Raw genomic sequence first — 17,401 nt, 5'->3', positions numbered from 1 at the left:
CGGCATACGATCTTACTCCGCGTCTCGTGGGCTCGGAGATGTGTATAAGAGGCAGCCGTGCGGGCGTGGACCTGCTCCTCGCCATCCCCCGCCCCAAGGCGCTCAAGAAGGTGCTGCCGGCGGTCGCCTCGCTGGGCGTGGACCGGGTGGTGCTCGTGAACGCGGCCCGCGTGGAGAAGAGCTACTTCGACTCCAAGGTCCTGGACGGCGCCTTCGTGCGCGAGCTGCTCATCCAGGGATTGGAGCAGGCCCGAGATACGCGTCCCCCCGAAGTCCTGGTGCGCGAGCGCTTCCGCCCCTTCGTCGAGGACGAACTGGACGCCATCTTCGGCACCGACGCCCTGCGCCTGCTCCCCCACCCGCCGGCACGGCAGCCCCTGCAAGCAGCGGGGGTCGCCGAAGCGCGGCGCGTGGTGCTCGCCATCGGTCCGGACGGGGGCTGGGTGCCCTTCGAGGCGGAGCTGCTGGAGGCCCACGGCTTCCAGCCCTTCTCCCTGGGCCCCCGCATCCTGCGCGTGGAGACAGCCGTGCCCGTGCTGCTGGGTCAGGTCACGCTGCTCAAGGCGCCGGCTCCGTAGCCTCCGTGCCCGGATCCACCGCCTCTGGCTCCACCGCGCTCGGCTCCACCGCCTCTGGCTCCACAGCCTCTGGCGCCACAGCGCTCGGCGCTTCGGAAGGCACGGGCGCAGCGGTCGCCTTCGCAGCCGGCACCGCCGCAGCGGGCGCCTTCGCCGGCACCGCCACCGCGGGCACCGCCGCCGCGGGAGGCTGCGTCTTCAGCCACTCCTCCAGGGGCACCGGCTTGACGATCTTCAGCGTGGACACGTCCACCGTGACGGGGCGCGGCTCCGTGCGCTCATCGGGCACGACGGTGAAGCCCAGGCGGTTGATCTCATGCCCCTCCTCCGTCTCCAGCACCACGCGCCAGTCACCCGGCTTGGGGGGCGCTCCGGGCCGCGCGTAGAAGCGGTAGCCGCCCTCGGTGCCGTTGCTGCTCACCGTGGCGAGGTAGCCCTTGCCCAGCGACGTCCAGCCCTTCTCCGGGTGGTCGTAATACCAGCGCACGCGCACGTGGTACGGCGCGAAGCCCTTCGGCGCGAAGATGCGGAAGAAGTAGACGGGCTGCTCCCCGGGCCGCAGCGAGAACTCCTGGTCGCCGTGGTGCCACAGCGTCCACACCTTCCACCACGGCCGCTCCTCCGACGTCAGGTGGTACACGCCCGCCGAGACGCGCTTCACCTCGTGGTAGATGCCGCTGTACTGCACCGCCAGCGGCACCGGCGGAATCACGCCCAGCAGGTAGCACCCGAGCAGCACCGCCTGCGCACCGAAGCCCGGCACCGCCACCGTGCGCAGCAACAGGGCCGCGTCGTCCGGACGCCAGCGCTTGAGCACGCGCATGAGCCCGTAGATGCTCCCGCAGCCCAGCGCGACGGCCAGCGTGAAGATCCACCACCCCACGCGCCCCAACAGCACGGGCAGGAGCGACGCGAAGTAGAGCGTCACGCAGAGGCTGAAGAGCCCGATGCGGATGACGGGCCCCAGCTGCCGGAAGCGCGGCAGCTCGTTGGCCACCAGCAGCGAGAACATGAACGCCAGGAACACGAAGGGCGTGAAGCCCGACGAGCTCTTGAAGAGGAACAGCGTGAAGGCGCTCAGCAGGCTGCCCAGGAAGAAGTGCAGGCCGTCCTCGCGGAAGCGCCAGACCTTCTGCAAGAGCTTCGGAGGCTCCACCCCTTCCGGGTAGCGCTGCTCCAGCATCAGCAGGCCCGCGAGGAACGCCAGGTAGACGAAGTTCTGCACCTCCGTCAGCGCGTCGTCGACGGGGCTCAGCGTGAGCACGTCGTAGAGGAAGCCCGCGAAGAAGAAGAGGGCCATCTCCTGCTTCTCGTACTTCGCGCGAAACGCCTGCACGCGGTCCACCAGCGTGGGCGTCTTCTCCGTGCTGACGAGGTCATCCGGATCCGCGACGGTCACCGTGCTGGCGACGGCGACGTTCGTCCCGTGCGGGAGCGGCCCCCCGGCGACCGGGACTCCGGGCACTTCGGTGGACTCGTCCTGCGGCTTGGCTTCAGGCGGTGTGACGGTGAGCAAGGCGGCGGAACCCCTCTGGCGACCGCCGCCATTCTACGCAGGGGACGAGGCCCGGGTCTTCCCCGGGCCTCCCAGCCCCCTGCTCGGAAGCCTACTTGCTACCGGCGGCCACCAGGTCCTGCAGCTCGCCGCGCTCGGCCAGCTCCATCAGGATGTCCGACCCGCCCACGAACTTCCCGTGGATGTACACCTGCGGAATCGTGGGCCAGTTGGAGTAGTCCTTGATGCCCTGACGCACCTCCGGGTCCGCCAGCACGTCCACCGTGTGCACCGGCCCCAGGGGCTGGAGGATCTGCAGCGCCCGCGCGGAGAAGCCGCACTGGGGGAACAGGGCGTTGCCCTTCATGAAGAGGACGATGGGGTGCGACTTCACCACGTCGTCGAACTGGGCCTTGAGAATCTCGTTCATGGCTACTGGCTCCTTCTTTATCGGGGCCCGAGCTTCTTCCACTGCTCGGGCGAATAGGTCTTGAGCGCGAGCGCGTGCAGCTCGCCGGACTTCAACCACGCCTGCAGCGGCGCGTAGACGAGCTGGTGCTGCTCCACCATCGTCTTGCCCACGAACGCCGGGCTGACCACGCGCGCTTCGAAGTGGTCTCCCGTCCCGGTCGTATCGTTCAACTCCACCTCGGAACCCGGCAGGGCCTCGAGGAGGTAACGGCGAAGCGTCTCGGCGTCGAGCATCAGTTCATTCCCTTTCCCATCACCAGCATGGCCGGGTCCACGCCCAGGCCGCGCAGGGTGGCATCCCACAGCTTCGACGGCTCCTGCCCCAGCACCGCTTCCGCGGTCGCGTCGGCATAGAGCCACGAGCCCGCGGCGATTTCACTCTCCAGCTGCCGCGGACCCCAGCCCGCATACCCCAGGCAGAAGCGCACGCGCGGACTGTTTCGCTGAAGAAGGGGGCCCAACGCGTCCAGGGTGACGCTCAGGTACAGGCCGGGGAGCACCGCGTGCTTCTCCGACACCGTCTCGTCGTCGTGCAGGACGAAGCCCCGCTGGGGCTCCACGGGGCCCCCCACGTACACGGGCTGCGATACGCGGTCGGTCGAAATCTCCATCGACTGACCGCGCGCCAGCTCACCCAGCGTCAGGGGCGCTCCGCGGTTCACGACGAGCCCCATGGAGCCCGTCTCCCCGTGTTCGATCATCAAGATGACCGACCGGTAGAAGTTCGGGTCTCCAAGCTGGGGCATGGCCAGCAGGAAGCCAGAAGCGAGGTTCTTCACACAGGGAGCATCGGCCGTCCGGCGGGGGCGTGCAACCGGAACCCGCTCCCTCGCCTTCTCAGTGCCAGCTGTGGTGCTTGGACTTCAGGGCCGTGGCCAGCTTCTCCGGATCCAGGGGCTTGCCGATGAAGAGGTCCGCCCCCAGGCCCTTGCACTTGCGCGCGGTGGCCGCGTCGCTCATCGCGCTCACGCCGATGAGGACCGCCTGCGGGAAGCGCTCGCGCAGCTTGGACATCAGCGTGGTGCCGCTACGGCCGGGCAGGAACACGTCCACGATGGCCGCGTCCATGCGCTTGTTGCGCACCGCGAACTCGGCCTCCTCGGCGCTGCCCACCGGCATCGCGTCGTAGCCCCACTGGCTCACCATCTCCACCAGCAGCTCCCGGTGGGCGGCGTCGTCTTCCACCACCAGCACCGCGCCGCGCACGGCTTCCTTGCGCAGGCCGTCGTCACGCGACAGCTCTTCACGGGCGGGGGTGAGGGAGACTTCTTCCGTGGGGAGGGACATGGTGTTCACCAGAGGGCAAAGGGTTTCCGTTGGAAGGGAACCTTTGCGCCAATGTGCTCCATTCCTCACACTTGCCGACGCAAGCCTCCTCCCAGTGCCTGGGCGGCAAGCGAGGCGCCAAGCACGAGCAGGACGAGCAGGCTCCACGCGGGAATCACCACGCGCCCGCCCCCCTCGTAGATGAGCGCCGCATAGGACGTCCCCAGGTAGCGGCCCAGGGACATGGGCTCCATGCGAGCGATGCCGAAGAAGCTCACCGTGGACTCGGTCAGGATGGCGTTCGGAAGGCGGCTCAGGAACACGGCCAGCACGAACGGCCGCAACATGGGCCACAGGTGCACCCGCAGCACGTGCACACCGCCGCCACCGAGGGCGCGCGCGGCGGCCACGTACTCCTGCCCCTCCAGCGTGGCCAGGCGGTCCCGGAACATGCGCGCGGGGCCGGCCCAGCCCACCAGCGCGAGCGACGTCACCATCAGCCCGAAGGGCCCCAGGCCCCCGCCCAGGCCCGCGTCCGTCAGGGACTGGCCCGCGAGCTGGAGCACCATCACCACGAGCACGTCCGGCAGCGCGAACACCGCGTCCACCGCGCGAAGCAGCACCTGTTCGGTGACGCCGCCGGACAATCGCGCGAGCGCCGCGACGGCCAGGCCCAGCACGGTGGAGATGGCGCCCGCCGCGAGCCCCACGGCCAGGGACACCCAGAGGCCACCGAAGGCCAGCTCGCACACGCTGCGGTCGGGCCGGTTCAGGTCCATGCCCAGGGGACACGTCTGGGCGAGCGCCTCGGGGAACAGGCGGCCCGCCACGAGGCTCAAGGCCCCCAGCCCCACGAGGAGGCCCAGGCCCACCCAGGCACGCAAGGGAACGCGTTTCATGCGCGGGCCTCCCGGGCGCGCGGATCCACGAGCACGCGCAACACTTCCACCGTGAGGCTCACGACGACGAGCACGGTGGCGAAGGTGGTGGTGGACACGACGACGACGGCCACCTGCTTGTTGAGCACGGCGAGCACGTAGAGCTGGCCGAAGTACGGCAGGCCAAAGACGCGCTCCGCGGCGAACGAGCCCGCGAGCAGCGCGGTGGCCACCGGCGTCACCGCGTCCAGCAGCGCCGGCCACACGTTGGGAAGTACGTGGCGGCGCAGCACGGTGCCAGGGTCCAACCCCTTGCTGAGCGCGGTGCGCACGTAGTCGCGCGACAGCTCCGTCTCCAGCGCGTCACCCACGAGCGTGCCCAGGAAGGTCCCGGGCCAGATGGCGATGACGACCGCCGCGCACAGCTCCGGCAACAGGTGACCCCGCTCCACCACGGAAGGGGCGAGCAGCAGCGCGGGGATGAACACGGGCGTCCCGAAGGCGACCGCCGGGAGCGCATCCCCGAGCACCGCCCACCGTCCGCGGCGCCACCGCGTGCGCAGGAGCGCGAAGCCCAGCGCCCACGCGAGCGCGAGCGGCAGCGCGACGAGCCCCACGCCCACGCTGCCGGAGAGCTTCTGCAACAGCTCGTCGCCCGTGATGCCCTGCGCGCTGGTGCCCAGCCGCTCGCCGGCGAACAGCTTCTGCCAGGGCCGCAGGAAGCCCAGCGGCTCCCCGATGCCCAGGTCGCGCTGGTACGACGCGGCCAGCTCCGGGGACACCTGCCGCTTGGTGTCGCTCTCCGTGGTGAGCGGCAGCGCGGCCATGAGGAAGTACGAGGCCACCGCCACCACCGGCACGAGGACGAGCTGCCGCACGAGACGCGTCGCGATGAGGCGCATGCGCTTAAGGCCCCTGCCCTTCCACGCGGGCCCCGGCCGTCTCATCCGGCCCCAGCCGCAGCTCGCGCAGCGCGAGGAAGTTGAACGGATCCACGTCCAGGCCGTGCAGCCGCGCCCGCACCCGGAAGTACCGATCCGGGTGGTACAGCGGCACGATGACGGCCTGCTCGCCCACCAGCACCTCCTGGGCGCGCGCGTACAGCTCGCGCGCATGCACGGCGTCCGTGTCGCCATCCGCCGCTTCCAGCAGCTGCTCGAAGCGCTGCATCGGTTCGCCGCCGGCTTGGGTCTCCCAGCCCGTCTGGTGGTTGCCCTGCTTCTCGAAGAGCGTGAAGAACGTGTTCGGGTGCGCGTAGTCCGCGCCCAGCCGGCGCAGCTGCAGGTCATACGCGCGAGGCCCCTGCGGCGTCCGCCGCGCCACCTCCGCGGAGAAGTCCGAACGCGAGTCCACCACCACCCGCACGCCCACCCGCGCCAGCTGCGCCGCGATGCGCTCCGCCAGCGCCTCCTCCGGCACGAACGAGTCCCCCGCCTTCACCACCAGCCGCAGCGGCCGGTCCAGCCCCTTCAGGCCCTGAAGCTCCGCCATCGCCCGCTCCGGCTCGTAGCGAGGCAGGCGCGCGGCCTGCTCGGGCGTGGCCGCGTCCGGCAGCTCCGGCGGCAGCAGCACGTTCGTCGTGCGCGCGGCCGGCAGCAGGCCCGCGAGCAGCGCCTCCCGGTCCAACGCGCGCGCCAGGGCCCGGCGCACCTCGGGCCGGTCCAACGGCGGGCGCTCCGTGTTGAAGGCGAGGAAGTACGTGGACAGCAGGGGCTCCCGCTTCAGGTCCGCGGCCCGCATCCCGCGCAGCGCCGCCGCGCTGTCCACGAAGACGAAGTCCACGCGTCCCCGCTCGTACAGCGCCGGGCCGATCTCCGACTTCATCAGCGTCAGCACCGGCGCCGGTGTCTCCCCCGGCCCCAGGGGCGGAGGGAACGCGGTGCGCGGGTTGTAGACTAGGCGCACGCGCTCCCCGGCGCGGTCCCAGCGCTCGACGCGGTAGGGGCCGATGGCCAGCGGGCGCCCGTCGCGGGGCCTGTCGAAGTAGTCGCGCACGGCCTCGTCGGACCGGCCCTCCAGGTCCGCCGACGGCGCGGGGAAGAACGGGTACACGTTCGCGAGCCGCGCCAGGAAGTAGCTCCGCGGCCGGTCCAACGTCACCCGCAGCGTCCGCGCATCCAAGGCCTCCACGCCCACGCGCGCGAGCGCGGCCTTCACCTCCGCCTCCGGTGCCCCCCGCTCCTGGAGCGCGAGCACCTCCTCCGCGCCCTCCAGGTCCGCCATCTCCCCGCGCTCGCGGCCCCGGAGCGCCCGGTGCCAGCCATAGACGAAGTCGCGCGCGGTGACGGGAGAACCGTCGGACCAGTTCACGTCCGCGCGCAGGTGGAAGGTGTAGACGTCGTGGCCGCCAGCGTCGGTCTCACGCTCCCACCGCTCCGCCAGCCCCGGCCGCACCGCGTGGTCCGGCCCCAGCGAGGTGAGCCCCTTCTGCGTAGCGAGCATCACCGGGAAGTTCACCCAGCTCGTCGGATCCGAGTGGCTCCAGTCGAGCGTGGTGGGCATCGCCGGCACCACCACCTTCACGCCGGGCTCGGGCTGGAAGCCGCACGGCCCGCAGGCCGCGGCCATCACCAGCACCAGGGAGTACCACCCGATTCGAGCGCGAAGAGCCACCGCCCGCGTTCTACCCCGACCCGCCCGAAAAGAGAGAAGCCAGGAGACCGCCGACGGAAGGGTCGGCCGGCATCCTGGCTTCGTCACCACCGCCCCGGACCGTGAAGGCCCGGGGTCAGGTCAGGCTTCAGGCCGGCGCGACAGGCGTGGAGACGTCGGCCGTCACGGTCAGGCCGCCCTTCAGGTTGTCCCCTGCTCCCTTGCGGCCGAACTCCTCCGGCTTCTCCAGGAGCAGCGCCTCGCGCAGCACGTCGTCCACGAACTCCACCGGGACGATGCGCAGCGCCTTGCGGATCTTCAGCGGGATGTCCCTCAGGTCCTTCTTGTTCGCCTTCGGGATGAGGACCGTCTTGATGCCCGCGCGGTGCGCCGCCAGCGTCTTCTCCTTCAGGCCACCGATGGGCAGCACGCGGCCACGCAGGGTGATCTCCCCCGTCATCGCCACGTCGCGGCGGACCGGGACGCGGGTGAGCGCGCTCACCAGGGCGGTGGCCATGGTGACGCCCGCGGACGGACCGTCCTTGGGGATGGCGCCCTCCGGCAGGTGGACGTGGATGTCGAAGTTCTCGAACACCTTGCGGTCGATGCCGAAGCGCTCCGCGCGGCTGCGCACGTAGGACATGGCCGCCTGCGCCGACTCCTGCATCACCTCGCCCAGCTTGCCCGTGATGATGAGCTTGCCCTTGCCCGGCATGGACGTGGCTTCGGTGGTGAGGATCTCACCGCCCAGCTCCGTCCAGGCGAGGCCCGTGACGATGCCCACCTGGTCCTCGCGCTCCGCCACGCCGTAGCGGAAGCGGGGCGTGCCCAGGAACTTCATCGCCTGCTTGCGGTCCACTTCGATGAGGTCGCGCTTGCCGTTCTTCAGCACGTCGCGGGCGATCTTGCGGAACACGCCACCAATCTCACGCTCGAGCGAACGCACGCCCGACTCGCGCGTGTACCGGTGCACGATGGTCTTCAGCGCGTCGTTGCTGATGTTGATCTTCAGGTCCGCCAGCCCGTTGGCTTCCTGCTCCTTCGGGATGAGGTACCGACGCGCGATGGAGAGCTTCTCTGGCTCCGTGTACCCCGCGATGCGGATGACTTCCATGCGGTCCTGCAGCGGACCGGGGATGTTGTGCATCGTGTTCGCGGTGCAGATGAACATCACCTTGGACAGGTCGTAGTCGAGGTCCAGGTAGTGGTCGTTGAAGTTGTGGTTCTGCTCCGGATCCAGCACCTCCAGCAGCGCCGCGCTCGGGTCGCCACGGAAGTCCGTGGACATCTTGTCGATCTCGTCCAGGAGGAACACGGGGTTGTTGCTGCCCGCCTTCTTCAGGGACTGGATGAGCTTGCCCGGCATCGCGCCGATGTACGTGCGGCGGTGGCCGCGGATCTCCGCCTCGTCGCGCACGCCGCCCAGGGACAGGCGCACGAACTTGCGGCCCGTGGCCCGCGCGATGCTGCGCGCCAGCGACGTCTTGCCCACGCCCGGAGGACCCACGAAGCACAGCACGGGGCCCTTCAACTTCTTCACCAGCTGCTGCACGGCGAGGTACTCGAGGATGCGCTCCTTCGGCTTCTTCAAGCCGTAGTGGTCCTCGTTGAGCACCCGCTCCGCTTCGGTGACGTCCAGCCGGTCCTGGGTCTCGTCGTACCAGGGCAGGCTGATGATCCAGTCGATGTAGTTGCGGACGACCGTGGCCTCGGCGCTCATCGGGCTCATCATCCGGAGCTTCTTCAGCTCCTTCTTGACCTTGAGCGTGGCCTCCTTGCTCATCCGCTTGTTCTTCAGCTTCTCTTCAATCTCCTGGATCTCGTTCTTGAACTCGTCGCGCTCACCCAGCTCCTTCTGAATGGCCTGCATCTGCTCATTCAGGTAGTACTCCTTCTGGGTCTTCTCCATCTGCTTCTTGACGCGCGTGCGGATCTTCTTCTCCACCTGGAGGATCTCGATCTCGCCCTGCATGAGCTCGTAGAGCTTCTCCAGCCGCTTGGCCGGGGACTCCGTCTCCAGCAGCGCCTGCTTGTCGTTCAGCTTCAACGACAGGTGCGCGACGATGGTGTCCGCCAGGCGCGCCGGGTCGTCGATGCTGGCGACCTGCATCAGCATCTCGGGCGGGATGCGCTTGTTGAGCTTCACGAACGCTTCGAAGACGGAGTGGACGGAGCGCACCAGCGCCTCCAGCTCCACGCTCTTCTCGAGCGACTCCTCGACCTCGTCCACCTCCACCATGAAGAAGGCGTCGTTCGGGTGGAACTTCTTCACCTTGGCCCGGCGCACGCCCTCCACCAGGACCTTCATCGTCCCGTCGGGGAGCGGCAGCAGCTGGATGAGGTGACCGATGGTGCCGAAGTGGAAGATGTCGTCCGGCGAGGGGTCGTTGGTCTTCGCCTTCTTCTGGGCGGCCAGCAGGATGACGGCCTTGTCATCCGGCCCCTTGTGGGCCATCGCGTCCTTCAGGGCCGCGATCGACTTCTCACGTCCGACGAACAGCGGCACCACCATGTGCGGGAACACGATGATGTCCCGAAGGGGCAAGAGCGGGATGGTGAGTCCCCGCTTCTGGGCTTCCTTCTTGTCGTCACGTCCGAAGAACATGTATCCGCCACCCGCTGGCCTGCCAGCCGGGCAGGCCCTTCAAGAGTTGCCCACATGCCGAGCACGCATGCAGGGTGAAACACCGCTCTATAACACGCCGGTCACGGCCCCCGTTCCCGTCACAAGATGGGGGGTCTTGACCCTGCCATCAAGGGAACACCCTGAGGGTAGAGACTGTCCTCCGGGGGTTTCAGCGGCCCTCGGCCGCCACCCCGCCCTGCGGGCGAGCCACGCCCAGGGTCTGGAAGAGAAAGGCGTACATGTCCGCGTTGGACTCGATGGCCTTCGCCACCTGGTCCGCCCCTCCGTGGCCCGCGTTCGCCTCAATCCGTAGCAGCGTGGCTGCCTGATTGCCCTTCGCGTTCTGCACCGCCGCCACGAACTTGCGCGCGTGCATGGGGTCCACCCGGTCGTCGTGGTCCGACGCCATCATCAGCAGCGCCGGGTAGCGCACGTCCTGGCGCACATGGTGGTAGGGCGAATAGGCGTACAGCGTCTTGAACTGCGCCGCGTCCTCCGCGGACCCGTACTCCGGCACCCACGTCCGGCCGCTGCCGAACAGGTGGTAGCGCACCATGTCCAGGAGCGGCACCCCGCACACCACCGCGCCGAACAGCTCCGGGCGCTGCGTCATCGCCGCGCCCACCAGCAGGCCGCCGTTGCTGCCGCCGTGGATGGCCAGCTTCTTCGGCTGCGTGTAGCCCTCCTTGGAGAGGAACTCGGCCGCACCCGCGAAGTCGTCGAACACGTTCTGCTTGTTCGCGCCCCGGCCCGCCTCGTGCCACGCGGTGCCGTACTCGCCGCCGCCGCGCAGGTTGGCCACCGCGTAGATGCCGCCCGCGTCCAGCCACGGCAGGATGCTCGCGCGGAAGCTGGGCTGCATGCTGACGAAGAAGCCGCCGTACCCGTACAGGAGCGTGGGCGCCGTCCCGTCCTTCTTCAGCCCCTTCTTGAAGACGAGGAACATGGGCACCCGGGTGCCGTCCTTCGACGGGTAGAAGACCTGCTCCACCGCGTACGCGTCCGGGTCCATGGGCAGCTCCACCTTCGCCCACAGGTCCACCTTCCCGCTCGCCACCGACGTCTTGTAGATCTGCCGCGGCGTCGTGAAGGAGCTGAAGGCGAAGTAGGCGTCGTCCTGGTCCTCCAGGCCCGCCAGGTTGGAGGCGGCGCCCACGCCCGGCAGCTTCACCGTGCGCACGGGCTTGCCCTCCAGCGTGGCAATGCGCAGCTCCGTCGCCGCGTCCTTCAGGTACTCCAGCGCCAGGTGGCCGCCCACCAGCGACACGCTCTCCAGCGACGCCTTGGGGTCCTCCGACACCAGTTCCTTCCAGTTCGCGCGCTCGGGCTTCTTCGGATCCACGCCGAAGACGCGCTGGCGCGGGGCGCCCTCGTCGGTGACGACGTAGAGGCGGTCCTTCCAGGCGAAGACGTTGTACTTGGCGCCCTTGCCCTTCACGAGCAGGCGCCAGTCCTTCTCCCCCGGGTGCTTCCAGTACACGTCGTTCTCGCTCCAGCCGCGCAGGATGGAGACGAAGAGGTACTTGCCGTCCCGGGACAGGTCGCCCTGGAGGAACGTCGTCGGGTCGCCGGTGCGCTCGTGCACCACCACGTCGTTCTTCGGGTCCTGCCCCAGCACGTGGAACTTGAGCGTGGTGTAGCCGGGCCGCGCGTCCACCGGGATGGAGGGGTCCGTGGGCAGCCACTCGTAATAGAAGCCCTTGCCGTCCGGCGTCCAATGCGGCTGGGCGTACTTGGCGCCCTCAATCACGTCCACCTTGGACCACTCGCCAGAGGCCACGTCCATCACGTGGAGCACGGCCTCGTCCGCGGCGTTGGGCTTCTGCGCGAAGGCCACGCGCTTGCCGTCCCACGAGGGCGCGAACGTGCCCAGCGACACGGTGCCGTCCTGGCTCCAGCCGTTGGGATCCAACAGCACCTTCTCCGGGCCCGACTCACCGTCGCGCCAGTAGACAATGGCCTTCTCCTTGTCCTTGTGGGTGCGCATGAAGAAGTAGCGCTGGCCCCGCCGCGCGGGGGCGGAGACGGAGTCCACGTAGAACAGGTCCTTGAAGCGCTTCGCCAGCGCGTCCCGGCCCGGCATCTTCTCGATGGCGTCGCGGGCCAGGGCGTCCTGGGCCTTCATCCAGGCCTGGACCTCGGGGGACTTCTCGTCCTCCAGCCAGCGGTACGGGTCCGCCACCTGCTGTCCGTGCAGCGTGTCCACCACCGCGTCCGTGCGGGTCGCCGGGTAAGCCATGCGTGAGGAGCCCTCCTGGGCCTGTGCGCCCGCGCCCACCGCCGGCCTCGCATCCGATGACGCGGAGGCGGGAATCTCTTCGCGCGTGGCTTCCTGGGTGGAAGCGCAGGCCGCGAGCGACAGCAGGGCGGGCACGAGCAGCTTTCTCATGGGGCACAGCAGATACAAGAAGGCCCCGTCCCCGGCCCGGAAAAAGTGCGGGCTTGGCCTCCCGCCCGCCTCCGCAAATGGACACGGGGCCCGTCCCGGTCCGCGTTGCTTCTCGCGGCTCACCGTGACGCGCCCCGTCATGTCCCTGCGGTGGCCCTCAAGGGCCGAGCGACCTCAGGCCGATTCCTTCTTCGGCTCCGGGGTCTCCTTGTTGTCCTGGGAGTGGAGCACCACGGGCTCGCTCTTCTTGAGGATGACCTCCTCGGAGATGAGCACCTCGCGGGCCGTCTTGCGGGACGGGATTTCGTACATCACGTCCAGCATGGCCGTCTCCAGGATGGAGCGCAGGCCTCGCGCGCCGGCCTTGCGGCGGATGGCCTCCGACGCGATGGCCTTCAGGGCCCCGTCGGTGAACTTCAGCGACACGCCGTCCAGCTCGAAGAGCTTGCGGTACTGCTTGGTGAGCGCGTTCTTGGGCTCGCCCAGGATGTTCACCAGCGCGACCTCGTCCAGCTCCTCCAGCGCGGTGATGATGGGCAGACGGCCGATGAACTCCGGGATCATGCCGAACTTGAGCAGGTCCTCCGGCTCCACCTGGCGCAGCAGCTCGCTCAGGTTGCGCTGCTTGCGCGACTGGATCTCCGCGCCGAAGCCCAGGCTGCGGCCACCCAGGCGCCGCTCAATCACCTGCTCCAGGCCGCCAAAGGCGCCGCCGCAGATGAAGAGGATGTTGGTGGTGTCCACCTGCAGGAACTCCTGCTGGGGGTGCTTGCGTCCACCCTTGGGCGGGACGTTGGCCACCGTGCCTTCGATGATCTTCAGGAGCGCCTGCTGCACGCCCTCGCCGCTCACGTCGCGGGTGATGGAGGGGTTCTCCGACTTGCGGGCGATCTTGTCGATTTCGTCGATGTAGACGATGCCCCGCTGCGCGCGCTCGATGTCGTGGTCGGCCGCCTGGAGCAGGTTGACGATGATGTTCTCCACGTCCTCGCCCACGTAGCCGGCTTCGGTGAGGCACGTGGCGTCCGCGATGGTGAAGGGGACGTTGAGGATGCGCGCGAGCGTCTGCGCGAGCAGCGTCTTGCCGGAGCCGGTGGGGCCGAGCAGCAGGATGTTGCTCTTCTGCAGCTCCACGTCGTCCATCGCGACCTTGGACTCGATGCGCTTGTAGTGGTTGTGCACGGCCACCGACAGCGTCTTCTTCGCGCGCTCCTGGCCGATGACGTACTCGTCCAGCACGGCCTTGATCTCCGAGGGCCGGGGGATGCGCAGCTTGGTGTCCTTGGTCTCCTCGCGGTCGATCTCCTCCGCGATGATGTCGTTGCACAGCCCGATGCACTCGTCGCAGATGTAGACCGTCGGTCCCGCGATGAGCTTCTTCACTTCCTTCTGCGATTTTCCGCAGAAGGAGCAGCAGAGGGTCTGGTTGTCTCGCTTCTCCACGTTCTTACCCGCCATGAAATCCCTCGCTGCGCCTGAAAGGCCCCAACCCGCTTCGCGTCCAGTCCCTGCCCCAGCCCAATCTAGTCAGCCACCCTCCGGGGCGTCCACGCACCTTCAGGGTACTTAACAAGGAGAAAATGGGCGTGAGGGGGGAAAGCAGAAGGCCGGAGGCGCGGGAAGGATTCCCAGCACCCCCGGCCGCCGACCGAGTCCCTGCTACCCCGGTCCCCGTGTCTACTTCTTCTCTTCCGCCTTCACGCCCACCGTCTTGCGGGGGTCCTGGATGGCGTCGAGGATGCCGTAGGCCTTGGCCTCGTTCGCGCTCATGAAGTAGTCGCGATCCGTGTCCTTCTCCACGCGCTCGATGGTCTGGCCGGTGTGCTTGACGATGAGCTCGTTGAGCTTGGCCTTCATCCGGAGGATTTCACGGGCCTGGATTTCGATGTCCGTCGCCTGCCCGCGCGCCCCGCCCAGCGGCTGGTGGATCATGATGCGGCTGGACGGCAGCGAGTAGCGCTTGCCCTTCGCCCCGGCCAGCAGCAGCACCGCGCCCATGGAGGCCGCCTGCCCCACGCAGATGGTGGAGACGGGCGCCTTGACGTACTGCATCGTGTCGTAGATGGCGAGGCCCGCCGTGACGGAGCCGCCCGGCGAGTTGATGTAGAGGTTGATGTCCTTGTCCGGGTCCTCGGACTCCAGGAACAGGAGCTGGGCGACGATGGCGTTGGCCACGTCGTCGTCGATCTCCGTTCCCAGCATGACGATGCGGTCCTTCAGGAGCCGGCTGTAGATGTCGTACGAGCGCTCACCCCGGTGGGTCTGCTCGATGACGTAGGGGACGGGCATGAAGGGCATGTCGGATGAACCTCTAGGAAAGACGCCGGAGACTTACGGAAAAAGCCTCAAGAATACTTCGCCCGACCCTTGAGGAATTCAATCGTCTTTTCCTCGCGGAGTCGCAGAGACAACCCCAGGCGCTCGTCCGGGCCCTTGAAGTACTTCTTCACCTGGGCAACGGGCTGGTTGGCCTCGATGGCGAGGTCCTCGATGCGCTTGTCCACGTCCTCTTCGGACGCCTGGATGTTCTGCTGCTGGGCAATGGCCTCGAAGAGGAGCGTGCCCTTCACCTCCAGGACGGCCTTCTCGCGCATCTCCTCGCGCAGCCGGTTGAAGTCCAGGTTGAGCTGGCGCGGGTCGATGCCCTGGCGCTGCATCTGGCGGAAGGCGCCCTCCATCATGGAGTCGATGGCGCGCTCCACCATGGCGCGGGGCACGTCGAACGCGTTCTTCTCCAGGAGGGCCTTGATGAGCGCGTCGCGCTCGTCCACCTGGGACTGGTTCTTCTTGGCCTTCTCCAGGTCCGAGCGCACCTTCGTGCGCAGCTCGTCCATGGACTGCGCCACGCCCGTCTCCTTGGCGAAGGCGTCGTTGAGCTCCGGGACGACGGCCTTCTTCAGCTCCTTGACGGTGATGTGGAAGGTGGCCGTCTTTCCGCGCACCTCCTCCGCCTGGTAGTCCTGGGGGAAGACGTAGTCGATGTCCTTGGACTCGCCGACCTTCACGCCCTCCAGCGCGGCGATGTTGCCCTCGATGAGCTCGCCCGCCTGCACGCGCACGCCGATGCCGTCCGCCTTGCTGCCGGGGAAGGGGTTGCCCTCCACCTTCGCCTCGAAGTCGATGGTGACCTGATCACCGGCGGCCACGGCGTCGCGGTCCGTGACGGGCTCGATGCGGCCGAGCGACTGGCGCATGCGTTCAATCTGCTCGTTGACCGCCTCGTCGGTGACGGAGGTGTCGATCTTCGTGAGCGCGACGCCCTCGTAGTCCTTCGCCTCCACGCGCGGCTTCACCTCCACGCGGGCCTCGAAGTTGAAGGGGGCGTTGGGCTTGAGGCCGGAGTTGGTCACCTGGGGCGAGGCGACGGCCTCCACCTTGTGCTCGCGCACGGCGTCCAGGTAGGCCTTCTGCACCACGCGCTGGATGACGTCGTCCTCCACCTGCTCGCGGAAGCGCTGCTCCAGGATGCGGCGGGGAACCTTGCCCTGGCGGAAACCAGGCAGCTTCACCTGACCGCTGAGCGCGGCGTACGCGCGGTTGAGCTCCTCCGCCACGCGGGCGTTGTCGACCTCGATGGAGAGCTTCTTCTCGATGGGAGAGAGCTCCTCGACCTGGACCTTCATGCGGGCCTCGCTCGCCGCCTCCACGGGCCTGAACGTCCCGGGGCGGCAACCGGAAAGTGGGACGTGCGGCTTTAGGGGATAGGCACGAACGGGTCAACGCGAAATGGGCGAGGAGGGACTCGAACCCTCACACCTTGCGGTACCAGATCCTAAGTCTGGCGCGTCTACCAGTTTCGCCACCCGCCCGACGCGTCGCGCGACCGTCCACCGTCCTACCGCGAAACCTCCGGGCGGGACAGGGGCCCTTCCCAGCGCCCCAGGCCCCTCTTTCGGGAGGGAGGGATGCCGGAAAAGAAACAGGGCCCCTTCAGCTTCTGAAGGGGCCCTGCGAGTGAGAGCGGAGGGAATCGAACCCACAACCTATGGATTAAGAGTCCATTGCTCTGCCAATTGAGCTACGCTCCCGACTGCTTGGCCTCGGCGCGTTGGCTGCGCGACACCGAGTGGCGGCGGTGAATACCGGTCGCCGCGCGCGCTGTCAAAACGTTTTTGCACCTCCCCTCCCATTCCTCGTGACGTGAACGGATGCCGGGCGTGCTGCCGGCCAATCCCGGATCTCCGTGACGATGCGAACGTCAGACCCGGCCTGCATGTTGATCCACGCCGCGGTTCGCGCTGCATGCCTGTAGCAGGGCCTGTCGGAGCACTACCTTTCACAAGGCGTGCAGCGTCCCCGGGGCAACCAGGTGGGCGGGCGAGGGTCGTCCGTCCTTTTCGAGGAGTGGAGTGGATGCGGGAGATGACAGTGATGGAAGCCAACGTGAAGGCGGATGGAACGACGTCCCAGCAGGGTGCGGCCTGGAACCGGGAGCGGGTGGAGCTGGTGAAGCGGACCATCTGCCCGCGGGGAATCAGCGAGGACGAGTTCGCCCTCTTCATCGAGCAGTGCAAGCGCAGCGGTCTGGACCCGCTCCTCAAGGAAGCGTTCTGCGTGGCGCGCCGCCAGAACATCGGCAACCGTGAGCGGCCCAACTGGGTGACGAAGTACGAGTTCCAGCCCTCGGAGGCCGGCATGCTCGCCCGGGCGGAGCGCTTCCCGGACTTCAAGGGCATCCAGGCGAGCGCGGTGTTCGCCGAGGATGAGATCGTCGTGGACCAGGGTAAGGGTGAGGTGGTGCACCGCTTCAACCCGGCCAAGCGCAAGGGCGCCCTCGTGGGTGCCTGGTCGCGGGTGGTGCGCGAGGGGAAGCTGCCCGTCGTGGTGTGGCTGGACTTCGCCGGCTACGTCCAGCAGACGCCCCTGTGGGCCAAGATTCCCACGACGATGATCGAGAAGTGCGCCCGGGTGGCGGCGCTGCGCAAGGCCTACCCGGAGGCCTTCGGCGGCCTGTACGTGCGCGAGGAGATGCCGGCCGAGGAGTACGACGCCCACGCGGCCGGTCCCGGCCTCGGCGTCCATGATGAGCCCGTGCCTCCGACGGGCGCCTACGAGGTGCTGGGCTCCAAGCCCGGACCGGTGAAGGCGTCCTTCCCCACCCTGGCC

The 17,401-nt window shown here is 68.4% G+C and carries 15 protein-coding genes and 2 tRNA genes; 2 read left to right on the top strand and 15 right to left on the bottom strand.

Annotated elements, in window-relative coordinates; translation table 11 throughout:
• A partial coding sequence (locus D7V97_RS24415) for an RsmE family RNA methyltransferase (RefSeq protein WP_147444963.1) occupies positions 1-578 on the top strand: 578 nt, incomplete at its 5' end.
• Here D7V97_RS24415 and D7V97_RS24410 read toward each other — a convergent pair.
• From D7V97_RS24410 to D7V97_RS24340, 15 genes are all read right to left on the bottom strand, one after another.
• Positions 559-2,094 (bottom strand): DUF2914 domain-containing protein, encoded by a 1,536-nt coding sequence (locus D7V97_RS24410; RefSeq protein WP_120613041.1) that lies wholly within the window; start codon positions 2,092-2,094, stop codon positions 559-561. The genes D7V97_RS24415 and D7V97_RS24410 overlap by 20 nt on opposite strands.
• A 91-nt stretch (positions 2,095-2,185) precedes the next feature.
• A complete protein-coding gene (gene grxD / locus D7V97_RS24405) occupies positions 2,186-2,503 on the bottom strand; it encodes a Grx4 family monothiol glutaredoxin (protein WP_120613040.1) in 318 nt (105 codons plus the stop codon).
• 17 nt (positions 2,504-2,520) lie between these two features.
• Positions 2,521-2,778, bottom strand: coding sequence for a BolA family protein (locus tag D7V97_RS24400; protein WP_120613039.1), 258 nt, complete (start codon positions 2,776-2,778; stop codon positions 2,521-2,523).
• Positions 2,778-3,323 (bottom strand): YqgE/AlgH family protein, encoded by a 546-nt coding sequence (locus tag D7V97_RS24395; protein WP_120613038.1) that lies wholly within the window; start codon positions 3,321-3,323, stop codon positions 2,778-2,780. Before D7V97_RS24395 ends, D7V97_RS24400 begins: the two co-directional genes overlap by 1 nt.
• A 58-nt stretch (positions 3,324-3,381) precedes the next feature.
• The gene (locus D7V97_RS24390; RefSeq protein WP_120613044.1) at positions 3,382-3,831 is read right to left on the bottom strand and encodes a response regulator; all 450 of its coding nucleotides are present in this window, start codon (positions 3,829-3,831) and stop codon (positions 3,382-3,384) included.
• Positions 3,832-3,896: 65 nt separating this feature from the next.
• The gene (locus tag D7V97_RS24385) at positions 3,897-4,709 is read right to left on the bottom strand and encodes an ABC transporter permease subunit (protein ID WP_120613037.1); all 813 of its coding nucleotides are present in this window, start codon (positions 4,707-4,709) and stop codon (positions 3,897-3,899) included.
• Positions 4,706-5,590, bottom strand: coding sequence for an ABC transporter permease subunit (locus D7V97_RS24380; protein WP_120613036.1), 885 nt, complete (start codon positions 5,588-5,590; stop codon positions 4,706-4,708). The genes D7V97_RS24385 and D7V97_RS24380 overlap by 4 nt, the downstream gene beginning before the upstream one ends.
• Before the next feature lie 4 nt (positions 5,591-5,594).
• Complete coding sequence (locus D7V97_RS24375) at positions 5,595-7,256, bottom strand: peptide ABC transporter substrate-binding protein (protein WP_120613043.1); 1,662 nt, start codon at positions 7,254-7,256, stop codon at positions 5,595-5,597.
• 172 nt (positions 7,257-7,428) lie between these two features.
• Positions 7,429-9,885, bottom strand: coding sequence for an endopeptidase La (gene lon / locus D7V97_RS24370; RefSeq protein ID WP_120613035.1), 2,457 nt, complete (start codon positions 9,883-9,885; stop codon positions 7,429-7,431).
• Between the two features lie 190 nt (positions 9,886-10,075).
• Positions 10,076-12,295, bottom strand: a complete 2,220-nt coding sequence (locus D7V97_RS24365; protein WP_199728920.1) for a prolyl oligopeptidase family protein — start codon at positions 12,293-12,295, stop codon at positions 10,076-10,078.
• Between the two features lie 174 nt (positions 12,296-12,469).
• Positions 12,470-13,753: an ATP-dependent Clp protease ATP-binding subunit ClpX gene (gene clpX, locus D7V97_RS24360; RefSeq protein WP_120613034.1), complete on the bottom strand. Its 1,284-nt coding sequence runs from the start codon at positions 13,751-13,753 to the stop codon at positions 12,470-12,472.
• A gap of 219 nt (positions 13,754-13,972) precedes the next feature.
• The gene (gene clpP, locus D7V97_RS24355) at positions 13,973-14,593 is read right to left on the bottom strand and encodes an ATP-dependent Clp endopeptidase proteolytic subunit ClpP (protein WP_120613033.1); all 621 of its coding nucleotides are present in this window, start codon (positions 14,591-14,593) and stop codon (positions 13,973-13,975) included.
• Positions 14,594-14,640: 47 nt separating this feature from the next.
• A complete protein-coding gene (gene tig / locus D7V97_RS24350; RefSeq protein WP_120613032.1) occupies positions 14,641-15,918 on the bottom strand; it encodes a trigger factor in 1,278 nt (425 codons plus the stop codon).
• 104 nt (positions 15,919-16,022) lie between these two features.
• Positions 16,023-16,104 (bottom strand) — tRNA-Leu (locus tag D7V97_RS24345).
• 146 nt (positions 16,105-16,250) lie between these two features.
• Positions 16,251-16,323, bottom strand: a tRNA-Lys gene (locus tag D7V97_RS24340).
• A gap of 343 nt (positions 16,324-16,666) precedes the next feature.
• Between D7V97_RS24340 and bet the strand changes: the two genes are divergently transcribed.
• A partial coding sequence (gene bet, locus D7V97_RS24335; RefSeq protein ID WP_120613031.1) for a phage recombination protein Bet occupies positions 16,667-17,401 on the top strand: 735 nt, incomplete at its 3' end.

It is taken from the genome of Corallococcus sp. CA053C (genome assembly GCF_003611675.1).
Lineage (GTDB): Bacteria > Myxococcota > Myxococcia > Myxococcales > Myxococcaceae > Corallococcus.
Note: the sequence above shows the minus strand (reverse complement) of the source record. Positions and strands in the feature narration are given on the sequence as shown.

Excerpts from the sequence above, each read along its gene's own strand:
- grxD (WP_120613040.1), bottom strand. The coding sequence starts at position 2,503 with ATGAACGAGATTCTCAAGGCCCAGTTCGACGACGTGGTGAAGTCGCAC.
- D7V97_RS24400 (WP_120613039.1), bottom strand. The coding sequence starts at position 2,778 with ATGCTCGACGCCGAGACGCTTCGCCGTTACCTCCTCGAGGCCCTGCCG.
- D7V97_RS24390 (WP_120613044.1), bottom strand. The coding sequence starts at position 3,831 with ATGTCCCTCCCCACGGAAGAAGTCTCCCTCACCCCCGCCCGTGAAGAG.
- D7V97_RS24385 (WP_120613037.1), bottom strand. The coding sequence starts at position 4,709 with ATGAAACGCGTTCCCTTGCGTGCCTGGGTGGGCCTGGGCCTCCTCGTG.
- D7V97_RS24380 (WP_120613036.1), bottom strand. The coding sequence starts at position 5,590 with ATGCGCCTCATCGCGACGCGTCTCGTGCGGCAGCTCGTCCTCGTGCCG.
- D7V97_RS24375 (WP_120613043.1), bottom strand. The coding sequence starts at position 7,256 with ATGGCCGCGGCCTGCGGGCCGTGCGGCTTCCAGCCCGAGCCCGGCGTG.
- lon (WP_120613035.1), bottom strand. The coding sequence starts at position 9,885 with ATGTTCTTCGGACGTGACGACAAGAAGGAAGCCCAGAAGCGGGGACTC.
- D7V97_RS24365 (WP_199728920.1), bottom strand. The coding sequence starts at position 12,295 with ATGAGAAAGCTGCTCGTGCCCGCCCTGCTGTCGCTCGCGGCCTGCGCT.
- clpX (WP_120613034.1), bottom strand. The coding sequence starts at position 13,753 with ATGGCGGGTAAGAACGTGGAGAAGCGAGACAACCAGACCCTCTGCTGC.
- clpP (WP_120613033.1), bottom strand. The coding sequence starts at position 14,593 with ATGCCCTTCATGCCCGTCCCCTACGTCATCGAGCAGACCCACCGGGGT.
- tig (WP_120613032.1), bottom strand. The coding sequence starts at position 15,918 with ATGAAGGTCCAGGTCGAGGAGCTCTCTCCCATCGAGAAGAAGCTCTCC.